The 20187-nt window shown below is 67.0% G+C and carries 17 protein-coding genes and 1 riboswitch; of the genes, 7 read left to right on the top strand and 10 right to left on the bottom strand.

What is annotated here, in order from left to right; all coding sequences use genetic code 11:
- Positions 1-128: 128 nt before the first annotated feature.
- The 3 genes from AC1DXI_RS09365 (at position 129) to AC1DXI_RS09375 (ending at position 5551) form a co-directional block, all read left to right on the top strand.
- On the top strand, positions 129-3641 hold the full coding sequence (locus AC1DXI_RS09365; RefSeq protein WP_476938354.1) for a choice-of-anchor D domain-containing protein: 3513 nt from the start codon (positions 129-131) through the stop codon (positions 3639-3641).
- Between the two features lie 122 nt (positions 3642-3763).
- Entirely contained in the window at positions 3764-4735 is a 972-nt protein-coding gene (locus AC1DXI_RS09370; protein WP_476938355.1) for a dienelactone hydrolase family protein, read from the top strand.
- A gap of 42 nt (positions 4736-4777) precedes the next feature.
- Positions 4778-5551 (top strand): glycoside hydrolase family 16 protein, encoded by a 774-nt coding sequence (locus AC1DXI_RS09375; RefSeq protein WP_476938356.1) that lies wholly within the window; start codon positions 4778-4780, stop codon positions 5549-5551.
- 9 nt (positions 5552-5560) lie between these two features.
- On the opposite strand, the gene AC1DXI_RS09380 is transcribed toward AC1DXI_RS09375, so the two are convergent.
- Positions 5561-5881 (bottom strand): hypothetical protein, encoded by a 321-nt coding sequence (locus tag AC1DXI_RS09380; RefSeq protein WP_476938357.1) that lies wholly within the window; start codon positions 5879-5881, stop codon positions 5561-5563.
- Between the two features lie 322 nt (positions 5882-6203).
- Here AC1DXI_RS09380 and AC1DXI_RS09385 point away from each other — a divergent pair, with 322 nt between their 5' ends.
- Positions 6204-6857, top strand: coding sequence for an aspartate/glutamate racemase family protein (locus AC1DXI_RS09385; RefSeq protein WP_476938358.1), 654 nt, complete (start codon positions 6204-6206; stop codon positions 6855-6857).
- 87 nt (positions 6858-6944) lie between these two features.
- On the opposite strand, the gene AC1DXI_RS09390 is transcribed toward AC1DXI_RS09385, so the two are convergent.
- Complete coding sequence (locus AC1DXI_RS09390) at positions 6945-8039, bottom strand: glycoside hydrolase family 16 protein (RefSeq protein WP_476938359.1); 1095 nt, start codon at positions 8037-8039, stop codon at positions 6945-6947.
- A gap of 344 nt (positions 8040-8383) precedes the next feature.
- Between AC1DXI_RS09390 and AC1DXI_RS09395 the strand changes: the two genes are divergently transcribed.
- Positions 8384-9103 carry a DNA alkylation repair protein gene (locus tag AC1DXI_RS09395; protein WP_476938360.1) on the top strand — a complete coding sequence of 240 codons (720 nt, stop codon included), beginning with the start codon at positions 8384-8386 and terminating at the stop codon, positions 9101-9103.
- Positions 9104-9192: 89 nt separating this feature from the next.
- Here AC1DXI_RS09395 and AC1DXI_RS09400 read toward each other — a convergent pair whose 3' ends face one another.
- Both AC1DXI_RS09400 and AC1DXI_RS09405 read right to left on the bottom strand, forming a co-directional pair.
- A complete protein-coding gene (locus AC1DXI_RS09400; RefSeq protein WP_476938361.1) occupies positions 9193-10398 on the bottom strand; it encodes a cation:proton antiporter in 1206 nt (401 codons plus the stop codon).
- On the bottom strand, positions 10395-10643 hold the full coding sequence (locus AC1DXI_RS09405) for a hypothetical protein (RefSeq protein WP_476938362.1): 249 nt from the start codon (positions 10641-10643) through the stop codon (positions 10395-10397). The genes AC1DXI_RS09400 and AC1DXI_RS09405 overlap by 4 nt, the downstream gene beginning before the upstream one ends.
- A gap of 201 nt (positions 10644-10844) precedes the next feature.
- Positions 10845-11047, top strand: a riboswitch (cyclic di-AMP (ydaO/yuaA leader).
- A 4-nt stretch (positions 11048-11051) separates the two neighbouring features.
- Here AC1DXI_RS09405 and AC1DXI_RS09410 point away from each other — a divergent pair.
- Entirely contained in the window at positions 11052-11735 is a 684-nt protein-coding gene (locus tag AC1DXI_RS09410; RefSeq protein ID WP_476938363.1) for an NlpC/P60 family protein, read from the top strand.
- Between the two features lie 145 nt (positions 11736-11880).
- Here AC1DXI_RS09410 and AC1DXI_RS09415 read toward each other — a convergent pair whose 3' ends face one another.
- The 5 genes from AC1DXI_RS09415 to AC1DXI_RS09435 all read right to left on the bottom strand — a co-directional run bounded on the left by AC1DXI_RS09415 (position 11881) and on the right by AC1DXI_RS09435 (position 15798).
- Positions 11881-12888, bottom strand: coding sequence for a sensor histidine kinase (locus AC1DXI_RS09415; protein WP_476938364.1), 1008 nt, complete (start codon positions 12886-12888; stop codon positions 11881-11883).
- Positions 12881-13558: a response regulator transcription factor gene (locus tag AC1DXI_RS09420; protein WP_476938365.1), complete on the bottom strand. Its 678-nt coding sequence runs from the start codon at positions 13556-13558 to the stop codon at positions 12881-12883. The genes AC1DXI_RS09415 and AC1DXI_RS09420 overlap by 8 nt, the downstream gene beginning before the upstream one ends.
- Before the next feature lie 5 nt (positions 13559-13563).
- Entirely contained in the window at positions 13564-14307 is a 744-nt protein-coding gene (locus tag AC1DXI_RS09425) for a DedA family protein (RefSeq protein ID WP_476938429.1), read from the bottom strand.
- Positions 14308-14309: 2 nt separating this feature from the next.
- Positions 14310-15119, bottom strand: coding sequence for a phosphatase PAP2 family protein (locus AC1DXI_RS09430; RefSeq protein ID WP_476938366.1), 810 nt, complete (start codon positions 15117-15119; stop codon positions 14310-14312).
- Between the two features lie 121 nt (positions 15120-15240).
- Positions 15241-15798 carry a dihydrofolate reductase family protein gene (locus tag AC1DXI_RS09435; RefSeq protein ID WP_476938367.1) on the bottom strand — a complete coding sequence of 186 codons (558 nt, stop codon included), beginning with the start codon at positions 15796-15798 and terminating at the stop codon, positions 15241-15243.
- Positions 15799-15951: 153 nt separating this feature from the next.
- On the opposite strand from AC1DXI_RS09435, the gene AC1DXI_RS09440 reads away from it, so the two are divergent.
- Complete coding sequence (locus AC1DXI_RS09440; protein ID WP_476938368.1) at positions 15952-17034, top strand: serine hydrolase; 1083 nt, start codon at positions 15952-15954, stop codon at positions 17032-17034.
- 11 nt (positions 17035-17045) lie between these two features.
- Here the strand turns inward: AC1DXI_RS09440 and AC1DXI_RS09445 are convergent, their stop codons facing one another.
- Complete coding sequence (locus AC1DXI_RS09445) at positions 17046-20186, bottom strand: efflux RND transporter permease subunit (RefSeq protein WP_476938369.1); 3141 nt, start codon at positions 20184-20186, stop codon at positions 17046-17048.
- Between the last annotated feature and the right edge of the window lies 1 nt (position 20187).

Raw genomic sequence — 20187 nt, forward strand, 5'->3', positions numbered from 1 at the left:
GGGTCTCAGCCATGCATGATCAAACAGAATCTCGAGTGTCGTCCGGCCATTTTCAGGGCCGTCTGCGCAGTAAACGGATGGGTGGGCCACCGCATCCCCGGAAGCACCGGGCGGCCGCAATCCACGCAATGTCGCCCCGACACCGCGGGTGGTCCCGGGGCGCGTGGGCGTCGCTGCTGTCGGCAACGCTCGCGCTCGCCGGCCTGTCGGTCGGCGGGACCGCCGTCGCGGACGTGGGGACCATCGCCCACGATTCCCTGCGGACCGGATGGGACCGCGACGAGCCCGGGCTCTCGCCGTCGGCGGTCGCATCATCAAACTTCGGCAAACTGTTCTCCGCAACCGTGGACGGGCAGGTCTACGCCCAGCCGCTCGTAGTCGGCACCACCGTGATTGCCGCGACGGAAAACAATGCCGTCTACGGGCTGGACAGCGCAACGGGCGTAGCAAAGTGGACGCGCAAACTCGGGCCGGCGTGGCCGGCGTCGACGGTGAGCTGCGGTGACCTCACTCCCAACATCGGAATCACGTCCACTCCGGTCTACGACCCGGCGACGAAAAGCGTCTACCTGCTGGCCAAGACGAATGACGGGGCAAGTAAGCTGTTCCCGCACTGGTACATGCACGCACTGGATGTGGCGACCGGCGCGGAGAAACCCGGATTCCCCGTCAAAATCCAAGGCGCCCCGACAAATGACCCTGCCCGCCCGTTCAACCCGATGACGGCGATGCAGCGCCCAGGGCTGCTGCTCTTGAACGGGGTCGTATATGCAGGATTTGCCAGCCACTGCGACTACACCCCCTTCGTCGGCTACGTCGTCGGCGTATCGACCGCCGGCCGGCAGACGACGATGTGGGCCACCGAATCAGGCAACGCCAACGCGGAGGGCGGAATCTGGCAATCCGGCGGAGGACTGGTGTCCGACGGTCCCGCCAACATCCTGCTCACCACAGGGAACGGCATTTCCCCGAAGCCCGGCCCGGGATCGAATCCCCCAACCACACTGGCGGAGGCGGTGGTCCGGCTCCGGGTCGGCAGTGACGGCAATCTGAAAGCCACCGACTTCTTCAGCCCGGCCGACAACGCAAAACTTAACCGGAACGACGCCGATCTGGGCTCCGGCGCTCCTGTCGCGATCCCGGACGGCTATGGCACCGCAGCACACCCCCACCTGTTGGCCCAAATCGGTAAAGACGGCACCATGTACCTCCTGGACCGGGACAACCTGGGGGGCATGGCGCAGGGGGCCGGCGGCACCGACGCCGTCCTGGACAAGGCCGGTCCATACAGCGGAGTGTGGGGAAAGCCAGCGTTTCTCGGGACCAGCAACGGTGGTTACCTTTACGTCGTCGAAAGCAACGGGTACCTTCGCGCCTTCAAGCTCGTGCCTGGCGCCAATGGCGGGGTCAGCCTCGCTGCCGTCGGGACCTCTGCGGGCACGTTCGGGTTCAGCTCCGGTTCGCCGGTGGTGACGTCCTCCGGCACGGACGGGTCCTCCGCCCTGGTCTGGGTGGTCTATGTCAGCGGAGGCACCGGGGCCGGGGCAGAACTGCGCGCCTACCGTGCAATTCCGGACAGTACCGGGAACCTCAAGGAAGTGTTTAGCGCACCACTGGGTATAGGGGCCAAGTTCTCCTCGGTGGCCACGGACAAAGGCCGCGTCTACGTGGGCACCCGGGACGGGCACGTCCTCGGTTTCGGCGCCCCGACAACATCAGCGGTAGGGGCAAAGAACACCGACCTCGGTACCGTCGCGGTGGGGAAGACCGTGACCGGCAACGTGACGATCACCGCGTCGCGGGCTGTAACGTTGAGCTCCATCACAACAAGCACCCCGTTCAGGATCGGAACCACGCTCACCCTGCCCCGGACCTTGGCCAAGGGCGGAAGCATGACGGTACCTGTGGCCTTTTCGCCGGCCGTTCCAGGACAGGCGGATGGCACCCTGAGGGTCAAGACAGCCGACGGCGAGACCGTCCTCCTCGGCGTCCACGGCGTCGGCACGAAGGAGGGCCTGGGCGCGACTCCGGCCACGGTCCAGTTCACCGACGTCCCGACAAACACTGTCAGCCGGCAGACCGTCAACATCGTCAACACGGGCACCACCATCGCCAAGATCACCGGCGTCACTCTGCCGGCCAACGCACAGCTCCGCGTTGACGCCGCCACGGTGCCGGCCGTCGGCCAGAGCATCCAGCCCCTCGCGTCGGTGGCGGTGTCCATGACGTTCAGTCCCACCTCGGCGAGTCCGGTGACCGATACGCTCGTAGTCGCCAGTGACCGAGGGAAGGTGACCGTCAAGGTGGCCGCGACCGCAGTTTCAGGCGCAGCGCACCTGGAGTTGCCGCGCTCTTTGGACTTCGGTGACGTCCCCGCCGGGACGTCGGTTACGCGGGCTTTCGAGATCAAGAACACCGGCAACATCCCAATGACCATCACGAAGGCGAAAGCGCCGCAGGGCGTCTTCTCCACTACGAATCCCATCTCCGAGGGCTTGAAAATTCCCGCCGGTGAAACCGCGTATCAGACCGTAACCTTCGCACCCACGGCCGTCGGGCAGGCCGGAACTTCCGAAACTTACTACCTGATCACGGCGGACGACGGCCAATCTGCCCAGAAGGTCATGCTCACCGGGAACGGTACCGATGACCCCATCGCTGCCTACGCATGGAAGATTAATGCCGGCCGCCCCGGGTCGAGCCTCGGCCGGTCACTGACCGCGGAGTACGCCGTGGGCGTGGGCAAATGCCAGGACTACACCAGAGGGGTGATCTGCTGGTCGCCCAAGACCGGGGCCCATGCAGTCCTCAATGAAATCTACAAGCGTTACAAGGCCGAAGGCGGCGCGGGAGGTCGCTTCGGCTTCCCGACCTCGGACGAGAAGGTGTCGCCAGACACGGTGGGGAGGTACAGCGACTTCTCTGGTGCGTGCGGGACCTCGATCTACTATTCACTGGCCACTGGGGCGCACGCGGTGACCGGTGCGATCCGGTCCAAATGGAGGGCGCTCGGCGCGGAGACAGGACCGCTGGGCTATCCAATCACCGACGAGAAACGGGCCCCGGACGGGGTGGGACGGTACAACCACTTCTCCGGTGCGGGTGGGGCGTCGATCTACTGGACACCGACAACCAAGGCCCACTCGGTGACAGGGGCCGTCCGCGCCAAGTGGGCGTCGCTGGGCTGGGAGACCGGACTTGGCTATCCGACGTCCGACACTACGGCGTCGGCGGACGGGGTGGGACGGTACAACCACTTCTCAGGTGGAAGTGGAAACTCGATCTTCTGGTCGCCGACGACGGGGGCGCACTTTGTCTTAGGTGCCATCCGGTCCAAATGGGCGGCACTTGGCTGGGAGACCGGCCCGCTGCGTTACCCGATCACGGACGAGAAGGGCACCCCGGATAAAGTGGGGCGCTACAATCACTTCTCCGGTTCGGCGTCGATCTACTGGACGCCGAAGACCCTGGCGCACCCGGTGACCGGTGCGATCCGGTCTAAGTGGGCGTCACTGGGCTGGGAGACGAGCCGGCTGGGATATCCCACGAGCGACTCGTACACGGTATCCGTCGGTCGGGCGACGGATTTCCAATATGGGCGGCTGACGTGGAACGCAACACTGAAGAAGGTCACCGGATAGGCAACGCGCGGGCCAACCCGGACGTGTGGCGCGTTGGGCCTCATGAGACGGAATCCGTGCAGGACCCTTGCCGGAATTCTGACTTCGGAGGAGGATGATCGGCACACTGGAGGAGGCCCGTCATGACCCAGCTCGGCAAGTTTGAGAAGTATCTGATCGAGGAATTCTTCGACGACTACCGCGCCGGCGCCATGAGCCAGCACACGTTCACGCGCCGTGTGGCGTTCATCATGGGCAGCATGGCAGCGGCCTCGGCGGCGATGCTCCTGGTGGGCTGCGCGCCCGACGAGGTTCCCCGCAGTACCGATCCCATGCCGACGCCGACACTGTCCGCTCCGGGGTCCGGCGCCGCGTCCGCGGGTGCGGTGCCGGGGGCCAAGAGCCCGCTGTCGGTCCCGGAGGGAGCGGCCGGACTAACAACGGCGACCGTGCAATTCGCCTCGGGCGGCACCGATATCAGTGGCTATCTCGCACGGCCTGCACAGGGGGCCGCCGGGCCGGCCGTGCTGATCTGCCACGAGAACCGCGGGCTGACACCCCATATCCAGGATGTGGCACGCCGCTTCGCCAAAGCCGGATACGCCGCACTGGCCCTGGACCTGCTCAGCCGGGAGGGCGGGACCGCGGGTATGGACCCGGACGCTGTCCCGGGCGCGCTGACCCAGGCCGGGGCGCAGCGTCACGTTTCCGACTTCACAGCCGGCTTTGACTACCTGAACGCCCAGGACTTCGTTGATCAGGGTCGCATCGCCATGAACGGCTTCTGCTTCGGTGGCGGCATCACGTGGCAGTCGGCGACCGCGATCCCGGGACTGAAAGCGATCTCAGCATTCTATGGACCCGCACCTGACCTGGACAAGGTCACCGCCATCAAGGCGGCTGTCTTCGGCGTCTACGCCGAACTGGACCAGCGGATCACCGGCGCCATGCCGGCGCTCCGGGATGCCTTGGCCAAAACCGACGTCCGTAACGAGCTCAAGATCTATCCCGGCGTGGACCACGCCTTCCACAATGACACCGGACCGCGCTACAAACAGGAGCAGGCCACGGCCGCATGGAACGACACGCTCGCCTGGTTCGGCAAGTACGTATGAGCGACAGGGCCCGGAGATAGCTCCCGACCGGATAGAGGAACGATGACCGTAGGACGAACGACGGCGGCCCTGGCCGCGGCGGGCGCGTTGACTCTTGGCGGGTATGGCGCCGCGCCGGGCATGGACCGGCCGGCCGAAGCCGCCACGGCCATAACGCTGGCCTCAAACGGGACCCAGGCCGCCGTCGTCCGCGGCTGGGGACCGGTGGTGGCCGGGGATGAGTTTAGTTATGCAGGGCCGCCTGACCCGGCGAAATGGAAGGTCTACAACGGCCCGGGGCACGCGGGCAAGGGGATCCGAAGTCCGAATGCCCTTGCAGTGGGCGGCGGCGTCGTGACCCTCAGCGGCGACGGGGCAGGCACCACGGGAGGAATGTCCGCCAGGTTTGCCAATCAGCGGTACGGCCGCTGGGAGGCCAGGATGAAAACGAGTGCGCGGGATTTGCAATACCATCCGGTCCTGATCCTGTGGCCGAACAACAACAGTTCACCCACGTGTGCCGAGGTCGACTATGCGGAAGGCACTGCGAACACCACTCTGATCAGGTTCAACCTGCACCACGCCTGCAGCGGACCGGGCTTCCAGACCCGGGCAGCCCGGCCGCTCGACACGACGCAATGGCACAACTATGCAGTCGAGTGGACCCCCGCCGGAATTACCGGATACCTCGATGGGTCATTGTGGTTTGCGGATACGAACCCGGCGCATCAGCCCACGGTGGGCATGCACCAAACGGTGCAACTGGACTGGTTTCCCAACGGGACGCCCACCAAACCCAGCCAGATGCAGGTCGACTGGATCCGCGTTTACAAGTGAGCGTTGCGCTTACTCGCCCGAGGCAAATTCCGGCCGGAACGGGCCGCCAGCCTCCGACGTCCCTTCGCGGGGCCAGTCCAAAGCCTTTAACGCCGCAAGGTGCTCCAACAGGGCCCGTTCCGGATGTCCGGGATGCGCAGCCAACTGCTGGCGCAGCAGTTCCCGGGCGCGGGTTTGTTCCGGGGCAGTGTCGTCGAGGACGGCGTCAATGATTCTAGCGGCCTGATGTCGGATTCCGGCGGCAGATGCGGCATGTTCCGCACCGGATACCAGGTTCTCGGGATTCTGTTCTTCGAGGCGTCCTGGAGTGGACGACGGCTCCACCGACATGGCTATTCCTTTGATCAACGTTCCGGCTGAGTCCGGAACCGGCCTGCCGCCTTCCCCCAATCCCGGGTACTGTACCCGGGTCCTAAGACGGGCCACCGTGACAAACCTACAACGACGCCGGGCCGCCAACCCCACACGGGAGCGAAGTTTTCGCCAAGTTTCATGCACAAGTCACGGTGCCGCTGCCGGCGGAATGCTAACGGCTGCCGGCGCCACGGGCCGTATCCGCTGCAGCGCTTGTGTTGGTCATCTGCCCGAAAAGACGCGGAAATACTCGCCGGGTAGCCTCGCACCAAGCAATCCGTTCGAAAGGTAGTACGCCATGCGTGTTGGACTGATCCGGGTGATGACGACGTCGGACCGACGCCTGCTTCACGCCCACGGGAAACTCCTCCGGGAAGCATTCGGATTTACCGTCACCTCGCGCTGTATTCCGGACCAGCCGTCCGGCGTTTACGACCAGGCGTCGCTCGAGTCTGCGGCACCCAAGGTTGTCCAGCTGGCGCGGGACATGGCGGGGGACGCCGACGCCCTGATTGTCAGCTGCGCGTCCGACCCCGGGCTGGCCGCCGCCCGGGCAGCCGTGGATATCCCGGTCATCGGGGCGGGCTCCGCAGCCGCGGCCGCGGCTCTGACCTTCGGCGGCCGGATTGGAGTTTTGGGACTCGGCGCACACGTGCCGGGCCCGATTTCGGATGCACTGGGCGACCGCATGCTGCTCATTGACGGGCAGGGGCGTGTCGAAACACCCGACGCATTCCTCATGCCTGCCGGGATCTTCGACGCCCTCGCTGCGGCCCACATGCTGGTCGACGCCGGTGCCGACGTGATCGTCCAGGCCAGCACGGGCCTGAGCAGCATCGGCATGGCGGACGTGCTCCGCCGCCGGCTCGGGGTTCCGGTGATCGACGCCGTGACGGCGGCCGGTTCGATGCTCGTCTCAGCGGTTCTCGCCCGGAAACTTCAGGAGGTTTGAGTCCTGCCGCCTGTGGCGGCGTACCAGCGGCCAACGCCATGGCAGCCCCCGCGCCGCAGTAGGGCGCGGGGCTGCCTGGTGTCGGTCCTATTTGTAGACGCGGACCCAGTCAACCTGCATCTGTGAAGGCTTGGTGGCCGATCCGTCGGGGAACCAGTCCAGCTGCAACGTCTGATGCATGCCCACGGAGGGCAGGTGCGCGGGGTTCGTGTCGGAGAAGGTCTTCACGCCGTCGATGTAACCGGTGATGCCGGCAGGAGTCCACTCCACTGCGTAGTTGTGCCACTGGGTGGTGTCGATCGTCTTGGCCGCCGTGGTCTGGAAGTTCGAGCCGCCGCAGGCGTAGTGCAGGAAGAACTTGATCTGCGTGGTGTTGGCGCTGCCCTCGGCGTAGTCAATCTCGGCGCAGTTGGGCGAGGTGTTGTTGTTGGGCCACAGGATCAGCACGGGGTGGTACTCGGGGTCCCGGGCGTTGGTCCGCATGCGCGTCTCCCATTTGCCGTATTTCTGCTGCGCAAATTTGGCCGACATGCCGCCCGTGGTGCCGGCCGAGTCGCCGCTGACGGTGGCCACGCCGTTGGCGACTGACCACGCCTGCGGGCTCCTGACACCCTTGCCGGCATGTCCGGATCCCTTGAAGACGCTCCACTTGGTGGAGTCGGGGGCGCCGGCCTTGGAGAACTCGTCACCCGCAACAACCGCACCCCAGCCCCGGGCCGTGGCGGCCTGGGCCGCGACGGGCGCGGCGGCCGCCGTTACCGGTGCCGGCGCCGGAGCGGCTGCCGCTTGTGCCCCAGCTGCCGGGGCGACTGCCGCGGCGGCCGGTGCAGGTGCCGCACCGGCTCCGGGGGCCGCAGGTGCAGCGGCCGTGCCGGAGACAGGTTTGGGGGCCGAGGGGGCCGCCGGCTTAGGCGTTGCGGCCGCCGAGGCCGTGGCCTTCGCGGCAGGATGCGAAGCCTGGGTTGCCGCCGAGGACGTGGAGTCCGCAGCAGAATGCGCGGCCTCGGTGGCCGGGGAAACGGCTGCGGCGCCGGACGTGGGACCAGCGCTGCAGCCGGTCAGGGACAGTGCTCCCAGGCTCAGCGCAATCGCTACCTTGTTCAGCTGTGGTGCCGAGAGGCGTGCCGCCGGCCGTGCATCTTTGAACGTTGATTTATTGAACAGCGGTGTCTTCTTGAACAACGGACCCCTCCGGGCTTTCGTGGCTGGCACACACAACCGACGCTGCCAGGGCGGCGGATAGTGCGGAAAGTTTCATCCGGCCCCTGCCGCAAGGCATGGGCGAGCAGACGCCGAACGGCGCAACGGGGCCCTGCGAAGGGGCGGTCCGGGGCCCTGCATTCGGGCCGGGCCTCACGGCCAGCGGCCAACGTTACCGGACCGTTACCTCAGCCTGCAAACCTCCCGCGAAGATAGTGGTGACCCGCCAAGCAGGGCCGGCGGGGATCTGGATGGTCCACGCCCGCCGCCCAGGACGGCTTGGCACCGCGTTTCCACCGTGAGCTGCGACGGGAAAGAATGGACCTGTGAGTGAAGCCGGCGAATTCATCGACCTCTCCCTGCAGCGGGAAGCTTCCTGGCGCCGCGCTGAGCAGCTGCAGTCGCGGCTGGAAACGGCGCCAGCGGGCAGCGGCCTTCGGTTCTACGGCACCTCCGTGGGTGCCGTGCGCGGCACGGTCCGCGATGCCGGCCGCCGCTATCCCGGACTCTCCCGTGATGAGGTCGCTGCGCTGAGTTCCGAACTGTGGGGCTCGGAACTGGAGGGCTCCGATCTGGAGGGCTCCGATCTGGGGGCGGCGCCGGTTTTCGAGCGCCGGCTGGCAGCCGTGGTCCTGCTGCAGAACAACGTGAAGCTGCTGACCAACTCCGACCTCACCCGGCTGGAGGGGTTCATCCGGCAGGCGCGTGTGCCGGACCTTGTGGATCCGCTCGCCGTCGACGTCGTCGGGCCCCTGGTGGACGGGCTCGATGTCTTGGCCAGGGTGCGGGCCGACAGCGTGCTGGACCGATGGGTGCGCGAGCCGGATGCCTGGCTGCGCCGGGCCGCGCTGCTCTCGCCGTTGCTGGCGCTGCGCGCGGGCGCGGGGGACTGGGAGAGGTTTGTCCGGCACGCCAACGCGGTGCTCGGCGAGCCTGACGGGAAGTTCGACGCCGACGGCATGGCTGTCCGGGACGCGGTCTCCCGGGTCCTGGCGGAGATGGCAAAGCGGAGGCCGGAACTGCAATTCACGTCCGTTGGAGCATGACGATCCGGACCTTCGCCGCCGGATCGGCTGGTTCAGGCACTCAGGCACTCAGGCACTCAGGCAAATCGGACATTCAGACATCCGGACTGTCAGGCCTTCGGATCTCCCGGATCGTCCTGCCCGACGGTGCTGCCGGAATCCCCGGACTTGCCGCCGGCACCTGCCGGCAGCGCGAAAGTCCTCGCCGCCCGTGACCCGGCGACGGCGCCCGCGGCTATGGTGACCAGCGCTCCCACCAGCAGGGCCGCGGCCTCGCCCGGGAGCAGGACCTGAAGCTGCGTGCCGATGCTCGCCGCGGCCACCGGTACGCCAAGCTGGGCCGCCGACAGCACCCCGAGGGGCAGCGGGAGTCCCAGGAAAGCCAGGTCGGCGTGCGCCAGCAGGGCCCCGCCCCCCAGTGCCAGGCCGAGGGCAATCATGTCAGGGTGTCCGGCCAGGTCCCTGAGCGTCAGCGAGGCACCCAGCCAGACGAAGAAGAGCGGACCCAGGAAGCCGTCGCTGAGCGCGAACAGTTGCCGGGCCAGCCGCCGCGGTTCGCCGACGGCAGCCATCACCAGGCCGAAGGAAAAGCCTGCCATCATCACAGAAACATTGCTCCACGTTGCGACACCGGCCAGGGTGAAGAGTACGGCCAGCTGGATCCGCAGCTCCAGGGCAAACTTGCGGCTTTCCGAGAGCCGGTGCACGCGCCGGCGGATTCCCCGGCGCTCCAGCCAGCGCAAGCCGACAAAGAGCACTACCGCGCACCCGGTCACCACGAGGACGCCCAGCGCCGCCTGGACTGCGTGGGGCGGATCCACCAGGAGCGGCAACGCCATTATGCAGGCTGTGTCGGCTATTGCCACCTGCGCGGTCATGTCAACGACATCTGGCCCGCCGAGGCGCAGGGAATCGACGATTGGAAGCACCAGGGCGGCCGACGAGGACGCCAGCAGCACGACATAGAGGGGAGCATGTCCAGTCCCGAACAGCAGCCCGATGCCGGTTCCGACCACCACCGCTGCCGCTGCGGCCACAATCGCCCGGCGGGAGCCCCTGCCGAGGGCGCCACGGATGTGCGGATCCCGCACGGGAACGTGGGTGCCTGCCACGAACATCATCAGCGCAAACCCGATATTGGCCAGCAGGGTGAACGTCGGGTCCGCGGGGTCCACAAGGGCCAGGCCTGAGCGCCCGATCGCGATGCCGGCCAGCAGCTCACCCAGCATGACAGGCAAGTGCCAGCGCACGGGCAGGGCCAGCAGGGGGCCAGCCAGGGCGATGACGGCGATCAGCGCCAGGGACAGGAAGGTCACGGTTCGCCGCGGCCCGCCGGCGCCGTTCCCGACCGCCGTTCCACTACTGCGTAGGCCTTCCCGTCCAGGAAGGCCCAGTCGTTGACAACCATGTACCCGAGCGCGTCCACCCGGTCATTCAGGACGTGCTCGTCGAAGCCTCCGTCGCGTGGTTCCGCGTCCCATGTGCTCACGTGGACGTCCCCGCCGTCCAGGATCAGCAGCTCGGTGTTGACGTCGAAATCCTCTTGGGGCTGAGTGCTCAACTGGCAGATGGCGACACAATGGCTGTTCATTTCGGGCCTCCGCTTCCGGTGGTGCTGATGGCATCATCCTATGTTCGGAAGCGGCGCCGCCCTATGGGTAAATTGCGGCACGGCATCACCGCCTCCGTTACCTGAATGTGACTTTCGGGTGCGGTTCGCGCTACGGTTGATGAGTGCCTGTTGTCTCCGATACGGGCGCTCCCCAGCCGATTGCCTAACTCTGCCGCGGCCCGGGGGTAACTCGCATCAACGTCCGGCAGAGACGGGGAAACCACTTTTGACCTGCTGATATGCAGGTCTTGGGGTGAAGCCGCACAGTGCCCGCCACGACGGGCCCGGGAGTGCGGCCGGGTGCCTCCCATCCGAATCCGACAGCTCACCTCGCAGGCATTGGGAGAGGCTACATTCATGACTTCAGTCAATACTTTTGCGCGCCATGCCGCCGTCCTCGCCGCCGCATCCGGCCTGGTCCTGACCAGCGGAATGGCTGCCAACGCCGCCACCGCCCCCGTGCAGCGTGACTCCGCTCCGGCGTCGAACATCGACGTCACCGGACAGGTCAGCGCCCCCGTCAGCGCCGATTCAAGCGTCAAGATCAGCTTCGAGCGCCCCGCAGTGGATTCTGTTGCCGCGCCGGTCATCGAGCAGCCCGTTGCTCCGGCTCCGGCTCTGGCTCCCGCTGCAGCCCCGGCGGCAGCGCCCAAGGCAGCGCCCAAGGCGACCGTCCAGGTGCAGGCCGCTCCGGCAGCAGCGCCGGCCGCGGCGCCCGCTGCCGGCGGACGCAACGCCATCATGCTCTCGGCCGCCTACAGCCAGGTCGGCATCACCCAGGACTGCACCGCCATGGTGGAGAAGGCCCTTGGCGCCGCGGGTAAGCCCGTTGGCGACATCGGTCCCCGCGCGTTCCTTGGCCTTGGAGCCGTTGTGGCCACGCCGCAGCCCGGTGACATAGTGGTCCAGTCCGGCCACGTGGGCATCTACGCCGGCAACGGCCAGGTGGTCAGCGGCGGCATGAACGGCTCGAACCAGACGATGGTGCACCCGCTGTCCTGGCTCACCGCGACCGGCGGCGTGACCTTCGTCCGCGCCTAAGCCGCATGGCCCCGACCGGGGCCAGACAGTCCGGAAAGACCGGCGATCGATTTCCCTTGGGGGCAAATCGATCGCCGGTCTTTTCTGTCTCCGCATTTTGGGGGTCCGGGCTCCCGGCGGCACCGCCTTCTGCAGCACAGGATCCTCAGGGATTCCCGCTCTCACTGAGCGGAAGCGTCAGCTTCATGACGGTTCCCTCGTCCCCGGTCGCGGCCACCTCGACAGTGCCCCCGGCAGCGACGGCAATCTCCCGGACCAAGGCCAGCCCGATGCCAAAGCTCCGCTGTCCCTGTGAGGTGCCGGTGCTGGCGGTCCGCACGAACCGGTCAAAGATCCGGGCCTGATCGACGCCGGTAATTCCGGTCCCCGAGTCCGCCACGGTGATCACGGCGCGCTTCTGCTCGATTGAGGTCGTGATGGACACGCGGCCGCCCGGAGGCGTGTGGGCCAGGGCGTTGTCCGCCAGGGCCAGCACGGCACGGCGCAGCGCGTTCTTCTCGATCCGGGCCAGCGGCCGGGCATCGGCAGAGAATTCCAGGCGCACCTTCCGCTGCTCTGCCACCGGCTGGAGGCTGCCGGCGACGCTGGCGGCAGCGTCGGCCAGGTCGGCAGGAGGTGCGGAGTGGGCCGGGGCCTCCGCGGTAGCTGCGAGGAGCAGTTCGTTGACAATCCCGGTCAGCGTCGCGGCGTCCTCCCGGATCCGGGCCAGGTCCTGGCTTTGCCGGGAGCCGGGCACAGTGTTGCGTTGGGCCAGCTGGATCCTGGTGTCCAGGATGGTCAATGGGGTGCGCAATTCGTGGCTCGCGTCCTGGACGAAACGCCGCTCCCTGGCCAGGGCCTCACCGAGGGGTCGGATGGCGCTGCGCGCGCTGAGCCACCCGACGATGCCGGCCAGCAGGATTCCCGCCACCCCGGCGATGATCATGGCTTCGAGGACATCCTTGGAATCCAGGTATGTGTAGGCCGCCCCGGCCGCCGCCGAACCCGGCACTTCAGGATGGGCCAGTTGGTTCGTGAGGTACAGCGCCGTGGCGGCGAGCAGCCCGAGAACCATGACCGCGCACGCGGCGCTGATCCGCAGCGCGACCTTGAGGGAGGCCTTGCGCAGGATGGAGTGGTCCGGATTTCCGCCGGCCTGCCGGCCGTCACTCATTAGCTTCGCCGATCTGGTATCCGAGGCCGTGCACCGTGCGGATCACGGCTTTGGAGATCTTCCGGCGCAGGTGATGGACATAGGTATCGATCACGCCGGGCTGCTCCGAGGCGTGGAAGCACGCCGCGAGGAGCTCGTCCCGGGTGAAGACGCGGTCCGGTTCCGCGGCCAGGGCTGCCAGCAGTTGGCCTTCCTTCGCGGTCAGCGGCACCGTTTGCCCGTAGACGGAACGGACGGAGCGCTGCGTCGGGTCCAGTTCCCAGTCCCCGATCGCCACCGGTGCCGGGGCCGGGGGCGGGAAGGAACGCGTCAGTGCGCGCAGGCGTGCTGCCAGTTCGCCGGCGTCGAACGGCTTGGTCACGTAATCGTTGGCGCCGGCGTCCAGTCCCCTGACCTTTTCGTCGGGATCGCCCAGCGCGGTCAGGATCAGGATGGGCGTGGCAATGCCTTTCGACCGCAAAGCCGTGATGAGGGCGATGCCGTCCATGGCGGGCAGCCCGCGGTCGACCACCATGACATCCCAGCTCCCGGTCAGCCCCTGGTGGAGGCCATCGCGGCCGTTGGTGAACAACTGGACCCGGTAGTCGGGGTCCAGGAGCTCGGCGATGAGCGGTCCCAGGACGGCGTCGTCCTCGACGAGCAGCAGGGAGGGACGGTCAGCGGAAGTCATGTCAGCTATTCTTCCGCGGCCATTTCCTCAGTCCGCCGTCCGCCCCCGGGTTCCTCCGCCGTGTCGCCGGCGGCGTTGGCTGCGGATGCGGCTGCGCCGCGGGAGTTGCGGCGGCGTTTGAGGAGCTGCACCACCCCCGGCACGACGGAGACGAGCACCATGGCCACGACAATGGCGTCGATGTTCCTGGCGATGATGTCGAAGTGCCCCAGACAGGTGCCAAGCATCGTCACGGAGGCCGCCCATGCCGCGGCGCCGGTGATATTCCACAGGGTGAAGGATTTGTAGTCATAGCGCGCGATCCCGGCGGTCAGGGGAGCAAACGTCCGGACCATGGGGACGAAGCGGGCCAGCACGACGGCGGCCCCGCCGTGGCGGCGGAAGAAGTCCTCCGTGGTGGTCAGGTGCGCTGTCTTCAGGACCCGGGCGTCGTCCTTGAACCAGCGCCGGCCAAATTTCCGTCCGAGCATGTAGCCGACCTGGTCCCCGGCGACCGCGGCCGCGGTGACGACGCCGATCAGCACGGGCAACGTCAGTTGCAGCTGCTGGTGCAGGAGGCCTGCGGTGAACAGCAGGGAGTCGCCGGGCAGGAAGGGAAAGAGCACGCCCGATTCGATGAAGACCATGGCCGCGATCACACCCAAGGCGGCCGGACCCAACCCGGCGAGCAGGCTTGCCGGGTCCAGCAGGGACGGTGTTCCGGCGGCGTGGGCGGCCGGAAGGACGGCAAGAACGTCCAGGGCAGACATTCTCATTTCTCCTCAGCGCCCAGCGGCCGGCTGCCGGACGTCACCCGAATCCGATCCGCCATCCGCGGCCAGACAAGGTTCCACAGTCCCGCGAGCAAGACCACGGCTGCGCTCGCGGCCAGGAATGATGCCGCGACGTCGGTGGGGTAGTGGACGCCGATATACAGCCGTGACCAGGCTACGACGAGGGCCACCGCCGCCGCCCCGGCGGCCGTGACCTTGGCCCAGCGGGTTCCGCGGGCCAGGAAGTACACGGCGAATCCCAGTGCCACCGCAAAGGACACGTGGCCGCTGGGGAAGCTGTTGGCACCCGTTTCCGGCGCCAGGGGATCGAACAGCAGGGCAGGGTTGGGCCGCTGGCGGGCCACGATGAGCTTGAAGATTTCACTAGCCACCCAGCCGGATGATGCCACGAGGCCGAAAGCAACCGCCTTGGGCAGGCCGCCGCGGAACAGCCAGATGGACAGCGCCGTGGCGCCGATCAGCGCGAGGCCCGCCACCGGGCCAAACACGACATTCAGGGCCACCGCGACGGCGGTCAGGGCGGCGGCGTGGTGCCGGCTTAGGTCCTGATCGATCCCGAGTTCGGTGGCGCTAAAGCCGGGTGTCAGCTGCGCCGCCAGGCCCAGCGCCACGACGGCGGCGGACAGCAGAATGCCCAGCACCAGCCAGTGGCGCACCTGGGGGAGGGCCCACAGCCGGGGCCCCGCAGTGGGAGGCACGGCGTCGGGACGGCGCAGTACTCCACTGCGGCTTGGTGCTCCATCACCGCCCGGCGGCGTATCGCTCTTAACAGGGGCAGGTCCAGTCATGGGATCCTCCGGCTCGGGACAAGGGCGCCCGGACAGGCGACAACTTCCACTCTTCCGTCAGCCGTTTAAGAAATGCTTAAGAAAGTGCAGCAGCGGTCGCCGCTGGGGGCCGCCGCACCGGCTACGCGGCGTAGCGCAGCAGCGCCACTCCGTTGCCGAAAGCCTGTGTCTCCAGCAGCCGGAGCTGGGCTCTGCTGTCCGCAGCCTTGAACAGGGGTCTGCCCCGGCCAATCAGTACCGGATGGACGTACAGCCAGTATTCGTCGATCAGCCTGAGCCGCCGGAAGGTATCGGCCAGTTCTGCCCCGCCAAGGGCCAGGTCCCCGCCCGGCTCCGCCTTCAGGGCCAGCACTTCTTCCGCCACCACATCCCGGACTACGGTGGTGTTCCAGGCGGCTGATGTCAGCGTCCGGGAGTAGACGATCTTGGGCATGTCCCGCCAGATCCGGGCGAACTCGGCGATCACTGGGCCGGCGGCTGGGTCCTTGTCCGCGGTGGGCCAGAACCCTTCCATCAGCTCGTACGTGACGCGGCCGTCAAGGAAGGCGCCCATGGTGCTCAACTGTTGGTTGAAATGGCGGTGCAGCTCGTCGTCGACCATGTGCCAGCTGATGTCGCGGTCCGGGCCCTCGAAGAATCCGTCGAGGGACACCTGCATGGCCAGGACGATTTTTCGCATCTCCGCTCCTCACGTTTTCTCCACAGTACGCCGCGGCTTTGGATGGCAGAACCACTTTTTCCCCGAGATGTGCCCTTGCGCGGGATACCGCAAGCGGGAAGAATGCTGGAAGTCTATGGCCCCACCGCGGTCAGTCACCTTCGGGGAAGTACGATGCCTGCGAACGATTCGAACAACAGCACGGGGCCGGTCCGGATACCTGAGCCGACGCCGCGCCACTACCGCTCCGGCGGGCACCGGGCAAGCGACGGGTCCCAGCCCGGCCCGCGGTCCCTCGCCCGGCGTGAGGGGAGGATCCGGCGACAGTATGCGACGGCGGCCGCCGKCGCACTTGCCCTTGTAGCCGCCGGCGTCTATGCGGGCGTCCAGGCAGGGCTGCCATCTGAGCCGCCGGCCGCTGCGGCGACGGCGCCGGCCACCGATGCCGGCCGGACCGTTCCGCCGGCATCTGACCTGCCCGCAACTGCTTCGCCCGTGGCGGGCACCGTCTCGGCGGCCGCCGGGAAACCGGCTGAGCTCCCCGCCGTGCCTGCCGTCGCGGTCCCGGCCATTGACCCGGAACTGGAGAGCCAGATCAACGGGATCATCGCGGCCAACAGCGCCTATGCGCTGGGGGTGTCCTTGATCGATGTCTCCGACGGCGTGGTCCACGGCTATGGGGCCCAGGGCAAGTTTGTGGCCGCCAGCACGGCAAAGATCCTGGCCGCGTCGGCGTATTACCATCTCGTGGAAACCGGCCGCGCCTCGCTGACCGCCCGGATGGGCGCCTCGACGGCCGGCGCCCAGATCCGCCAGATGGTCCAGCAGAGCAACAACGCGTCGTGGGCGCTGATCCTGCGGGCGGTCGGCCAGCGGGGCATCACGGAGTACGCCGCCTCGATCGGGATCACCTACGACCGCACGGTCAACCTACTGACGCCCGCAGAAATGGCCAGGACCCTCCAGTTGCTCTACACGGGACAGCTACTCAATGCCCGTAACACCGCCCAGCTCTTGTCCTATATGCAGAACACCAACTTTGAGACACTGATCCCGCCGGCGGTTCCGCCCGGGGTAGGGGTTCACCATAAGTACGGACTGCTGTTCGGAAGCCTGCATGACGCGGCCGTCCTGGACAAGGACGGCCGGGCCTTCGTGTTCGTCGTGTACACCCGGGGCAAGAATTATTCCGATATGGGCCCCCGCACCCAGATCATTCAGCAGCTCACCCGGACTGTGACCGCCGCGTTGTTCTGAGTCTGGCCGCGTCAGACGGTCGCCGGCCCGGCGGCAGCGCGTTCCCTCTCGGTGGTCTTCCTGGACTTGGCGAACCGGAGATAGAGCGAGGGCACGATGAACAGATTGAGCAGGGTGGAGGTGACCAGGCCGCCCAGGATGACGACGGCCATGGGGTGTTCAATTTCATGGCCCGGGATGTTGCCCATGACCACCAGGGGTACCAGGGCCAGCCCGGTGGCCAGGGTGGTCATGAGGATGGGCGAGAGCCGCTCCGCCGCCCCGCGCATCACCAGGGCGCGGCCGAAGGTTTGGCCTTCATAGGTTTCCAGATGCTGGCAGTGGTTGATCAGCAGGATGCCGTTGCGGGCAGCGATCCCCATCACCGTGAGGAAGCCGACGAGGGACCCGAGGGAAAGGACTCCGCCGGTCATGTAGGCGGCTATGACCCCGCCCACCAGGGCTACGGGCAGCGTCAGCAGCGACAGGACTGCCAGCCGCCAGCTGCGGAAGGACGCCTGCAGCAGCAGGAGGATCAGCACAAGTGCCGCCGCGGAGTAGATCATCAGGCGGTTCGTTGCCGCCTCGCGTTCGGTGTATTCGCCGAGCAGCTGCACGCTGTAGCCGGTGGGGAGCTCCAGGCTCTCCAGCCGCGATTTCAGCTCGCCGACCACTGTTCCCATGTCCGCTCCGTTGGCCAGGAAGGATCCCACCTCGACACGGCGGGAACCGTTGGTGCGGTCGATCTGGTTCGGCGTCGCCTGCAGGCTCACGTCCGCGACGTCGGCGAGGCGAACCCGCGTTCCGCTGGGCGTATCGATGGGCAGATCCTCGATGCTGGTGACGGAGGAACGGGTGGCCGGGGTGCTCCAGACCTGGACGTCGTAGGCCCGGCCGTCCCGGAAGACGTCGCCGACCTCCTCGCCAGCCACGAGTGTCGCGGCCGCGCGCCGGACGTCGCCCGGTTTGAGGCCGTACTTCTGCGCCGCGGCCAGGTCAACCGTCACGGCAATCTGGGGGACTTCCACCTCGAGCGAAACATGCGGGTCCTCGGTGCCCTCGATCGAGTCCATGATGGTCTTGACCCGTTGCGCCTGTTCCCGGAGCACGTTGAGGTCGTCTCCGTAGACGCGGACCAGGATGGGTTCGCTGGCGCCGGTGATGACCTCTTCAATCCGCTCCTTCAGATAGGTCTGGACGTCACGGTGCAGCCCCGGGTAGCCGTTGACCACTTCCTCCACAGCGGCCACCGTCGCGTCGTAGTCGGCGTGGCGGTCGATGCTGATCCAGTGTTCGCCCGCATTGACACCGACGATCTCGTCCGCGGCGAATGCCTGCCCGATGTGCGTGCCGCAGTTCAGGACCCCGGGGACCTTGAGGAATTCCTCACAGCCGCGCTGGGAAATCCTGAACTCTTCGGCGGCAGAAGTTCCCGGTTCGGAGATCCAGTGCATCAGGAAGTCCCGTTCCTTGAACGTGGGGAACAGGGAAGAACCCATCAGGGGAGCGAGGACCAGGCCCACCACCGCCAGCACGCCAAAGCCTGCATAACCGAACCGGGGCCGGTTCATAGCCTTGGACAAGGCGGCGTGGTAGCCGCGTTTGAGCACCCGGACCAGCGGCGCATCGCGTTCTTCCAGTTTGGCGTTGCCCAGCAGAATCAGGGCAAGGGCCGGCGTCACTGTCAGCGCCACGAACATGGAGGCCAGGACGGCCAGGGTGTAGGAGACGGCCAGCGGCCGGAAGAAGACGCCGGTCAGCCCGTCCAGGAAGAAGATCGGTACGGCGGCGACCACAATGATCAGGGTCGCGTAGACGATCGGGCTCCGCATCTCCAGGGAGGCTTTCAAAACCACCGATGCCGCAGATTCGTCGCTGCCCGCAGCGCGCCGCTGCCGTAGGCGGCGCATGATGTTCTCGACGTCGATGATCGCGTCATCGACCACGACGCCCACCGCAATGACCAGCCCCGCCAGGACCATCGTGTTGATGGAACTGGAAGTGAAGTAGAGCACCAGTGCGGCCGTAAGCAGGGACAACGGAATGGCGATGATGCTGATCAGGGCGGTGCGCCACTGGAAGAGGAACGCGACGAGGATCATGACCACCAGCAGGCAGCCCAGCAACAGCGCGATGCTGAGGTTGGAGATCGCCTCCTCAACGAAGCTGGCCGGCCGGAAGATCGTGGTGTCGAAGTTGATACCGCGCAAGCCCGGCTGCAGCTCGTGGAGGGCCTCCTCCACACCTTTGGTCACGTCCAGTGTGTTGCCCCAGGGCAGCTTCTCGACGATCAGCATGAGCCCGTGGCCGTTGTTGATCACGGCGTCACCAATCAGCGGCTGATGATCCTCGACAACCTGGGCAACGTCGCCCAGATGCAGCGCCACGCCGTTCTTTTCCCGAATCGTCACCTGGGCCAGATCCGCGGGCGTCTGGATCGGCTGGACGTGGCGGACCCCCATCCTCTGGGTCGGACTGTCAATGAAGCCGCCCGTGCCGATGAAGCGTCCGGGCGAGTACTTCAGCAGCCCGGCGTCGAGGGCGCCGGCAGTGACTTCCATGACCTGGTTCAGGGAGACGTTCTGGGCCTTGAGCTTGTCAGGCTCCACCTGGACCTGCAGCATCTGGAGCCGCTCGCCCCAGATGGCCACGTTGGCCACCCCGGGGACCCGCAGGAGCCGGGCCCGGATGGTCCAGTAGGACAGCATGGACATTTCGATGAGCGAATGTTCCGACGACGTCATCCCGATCTTCATCACGCGGCTGGTCGCGGACAGCGGCTGCAGCATCACCGGCGGGGCCGCCCACGTGGGCAGCGCCGCGGTCACCGAAGCCATCCGTTCCGATACGAGCTGACGGGCGTTGAGCAGGTCAGTGCCCTGATGGAAGAGCAGTACGATCGAGGACAGCTGGGGTACGGACTTGGACCGAATCTCGTCCAGGCCCGGCATGCCGCTCACGGCGGCCTCGATCGGCACACTGACGAGCTCTTCGACTTCCTGGGCGGTCAACCCGAGGCATGCGGTCTGGATTTCCACGCGTGGCGGGGCGAATTCCGGGAAGACATCCACGGATGCGGCCCCCAACTGCAGGGAACCTAGCAGCATCACGGCGCACGCGAGGGCGACTACAACCGTCTTGAAACGGAGGCTGATCCCGATGAGCCAGCGCATG

Source organism: Arthrobacter sp. P1_H7 (assembly GCF_056405215.1).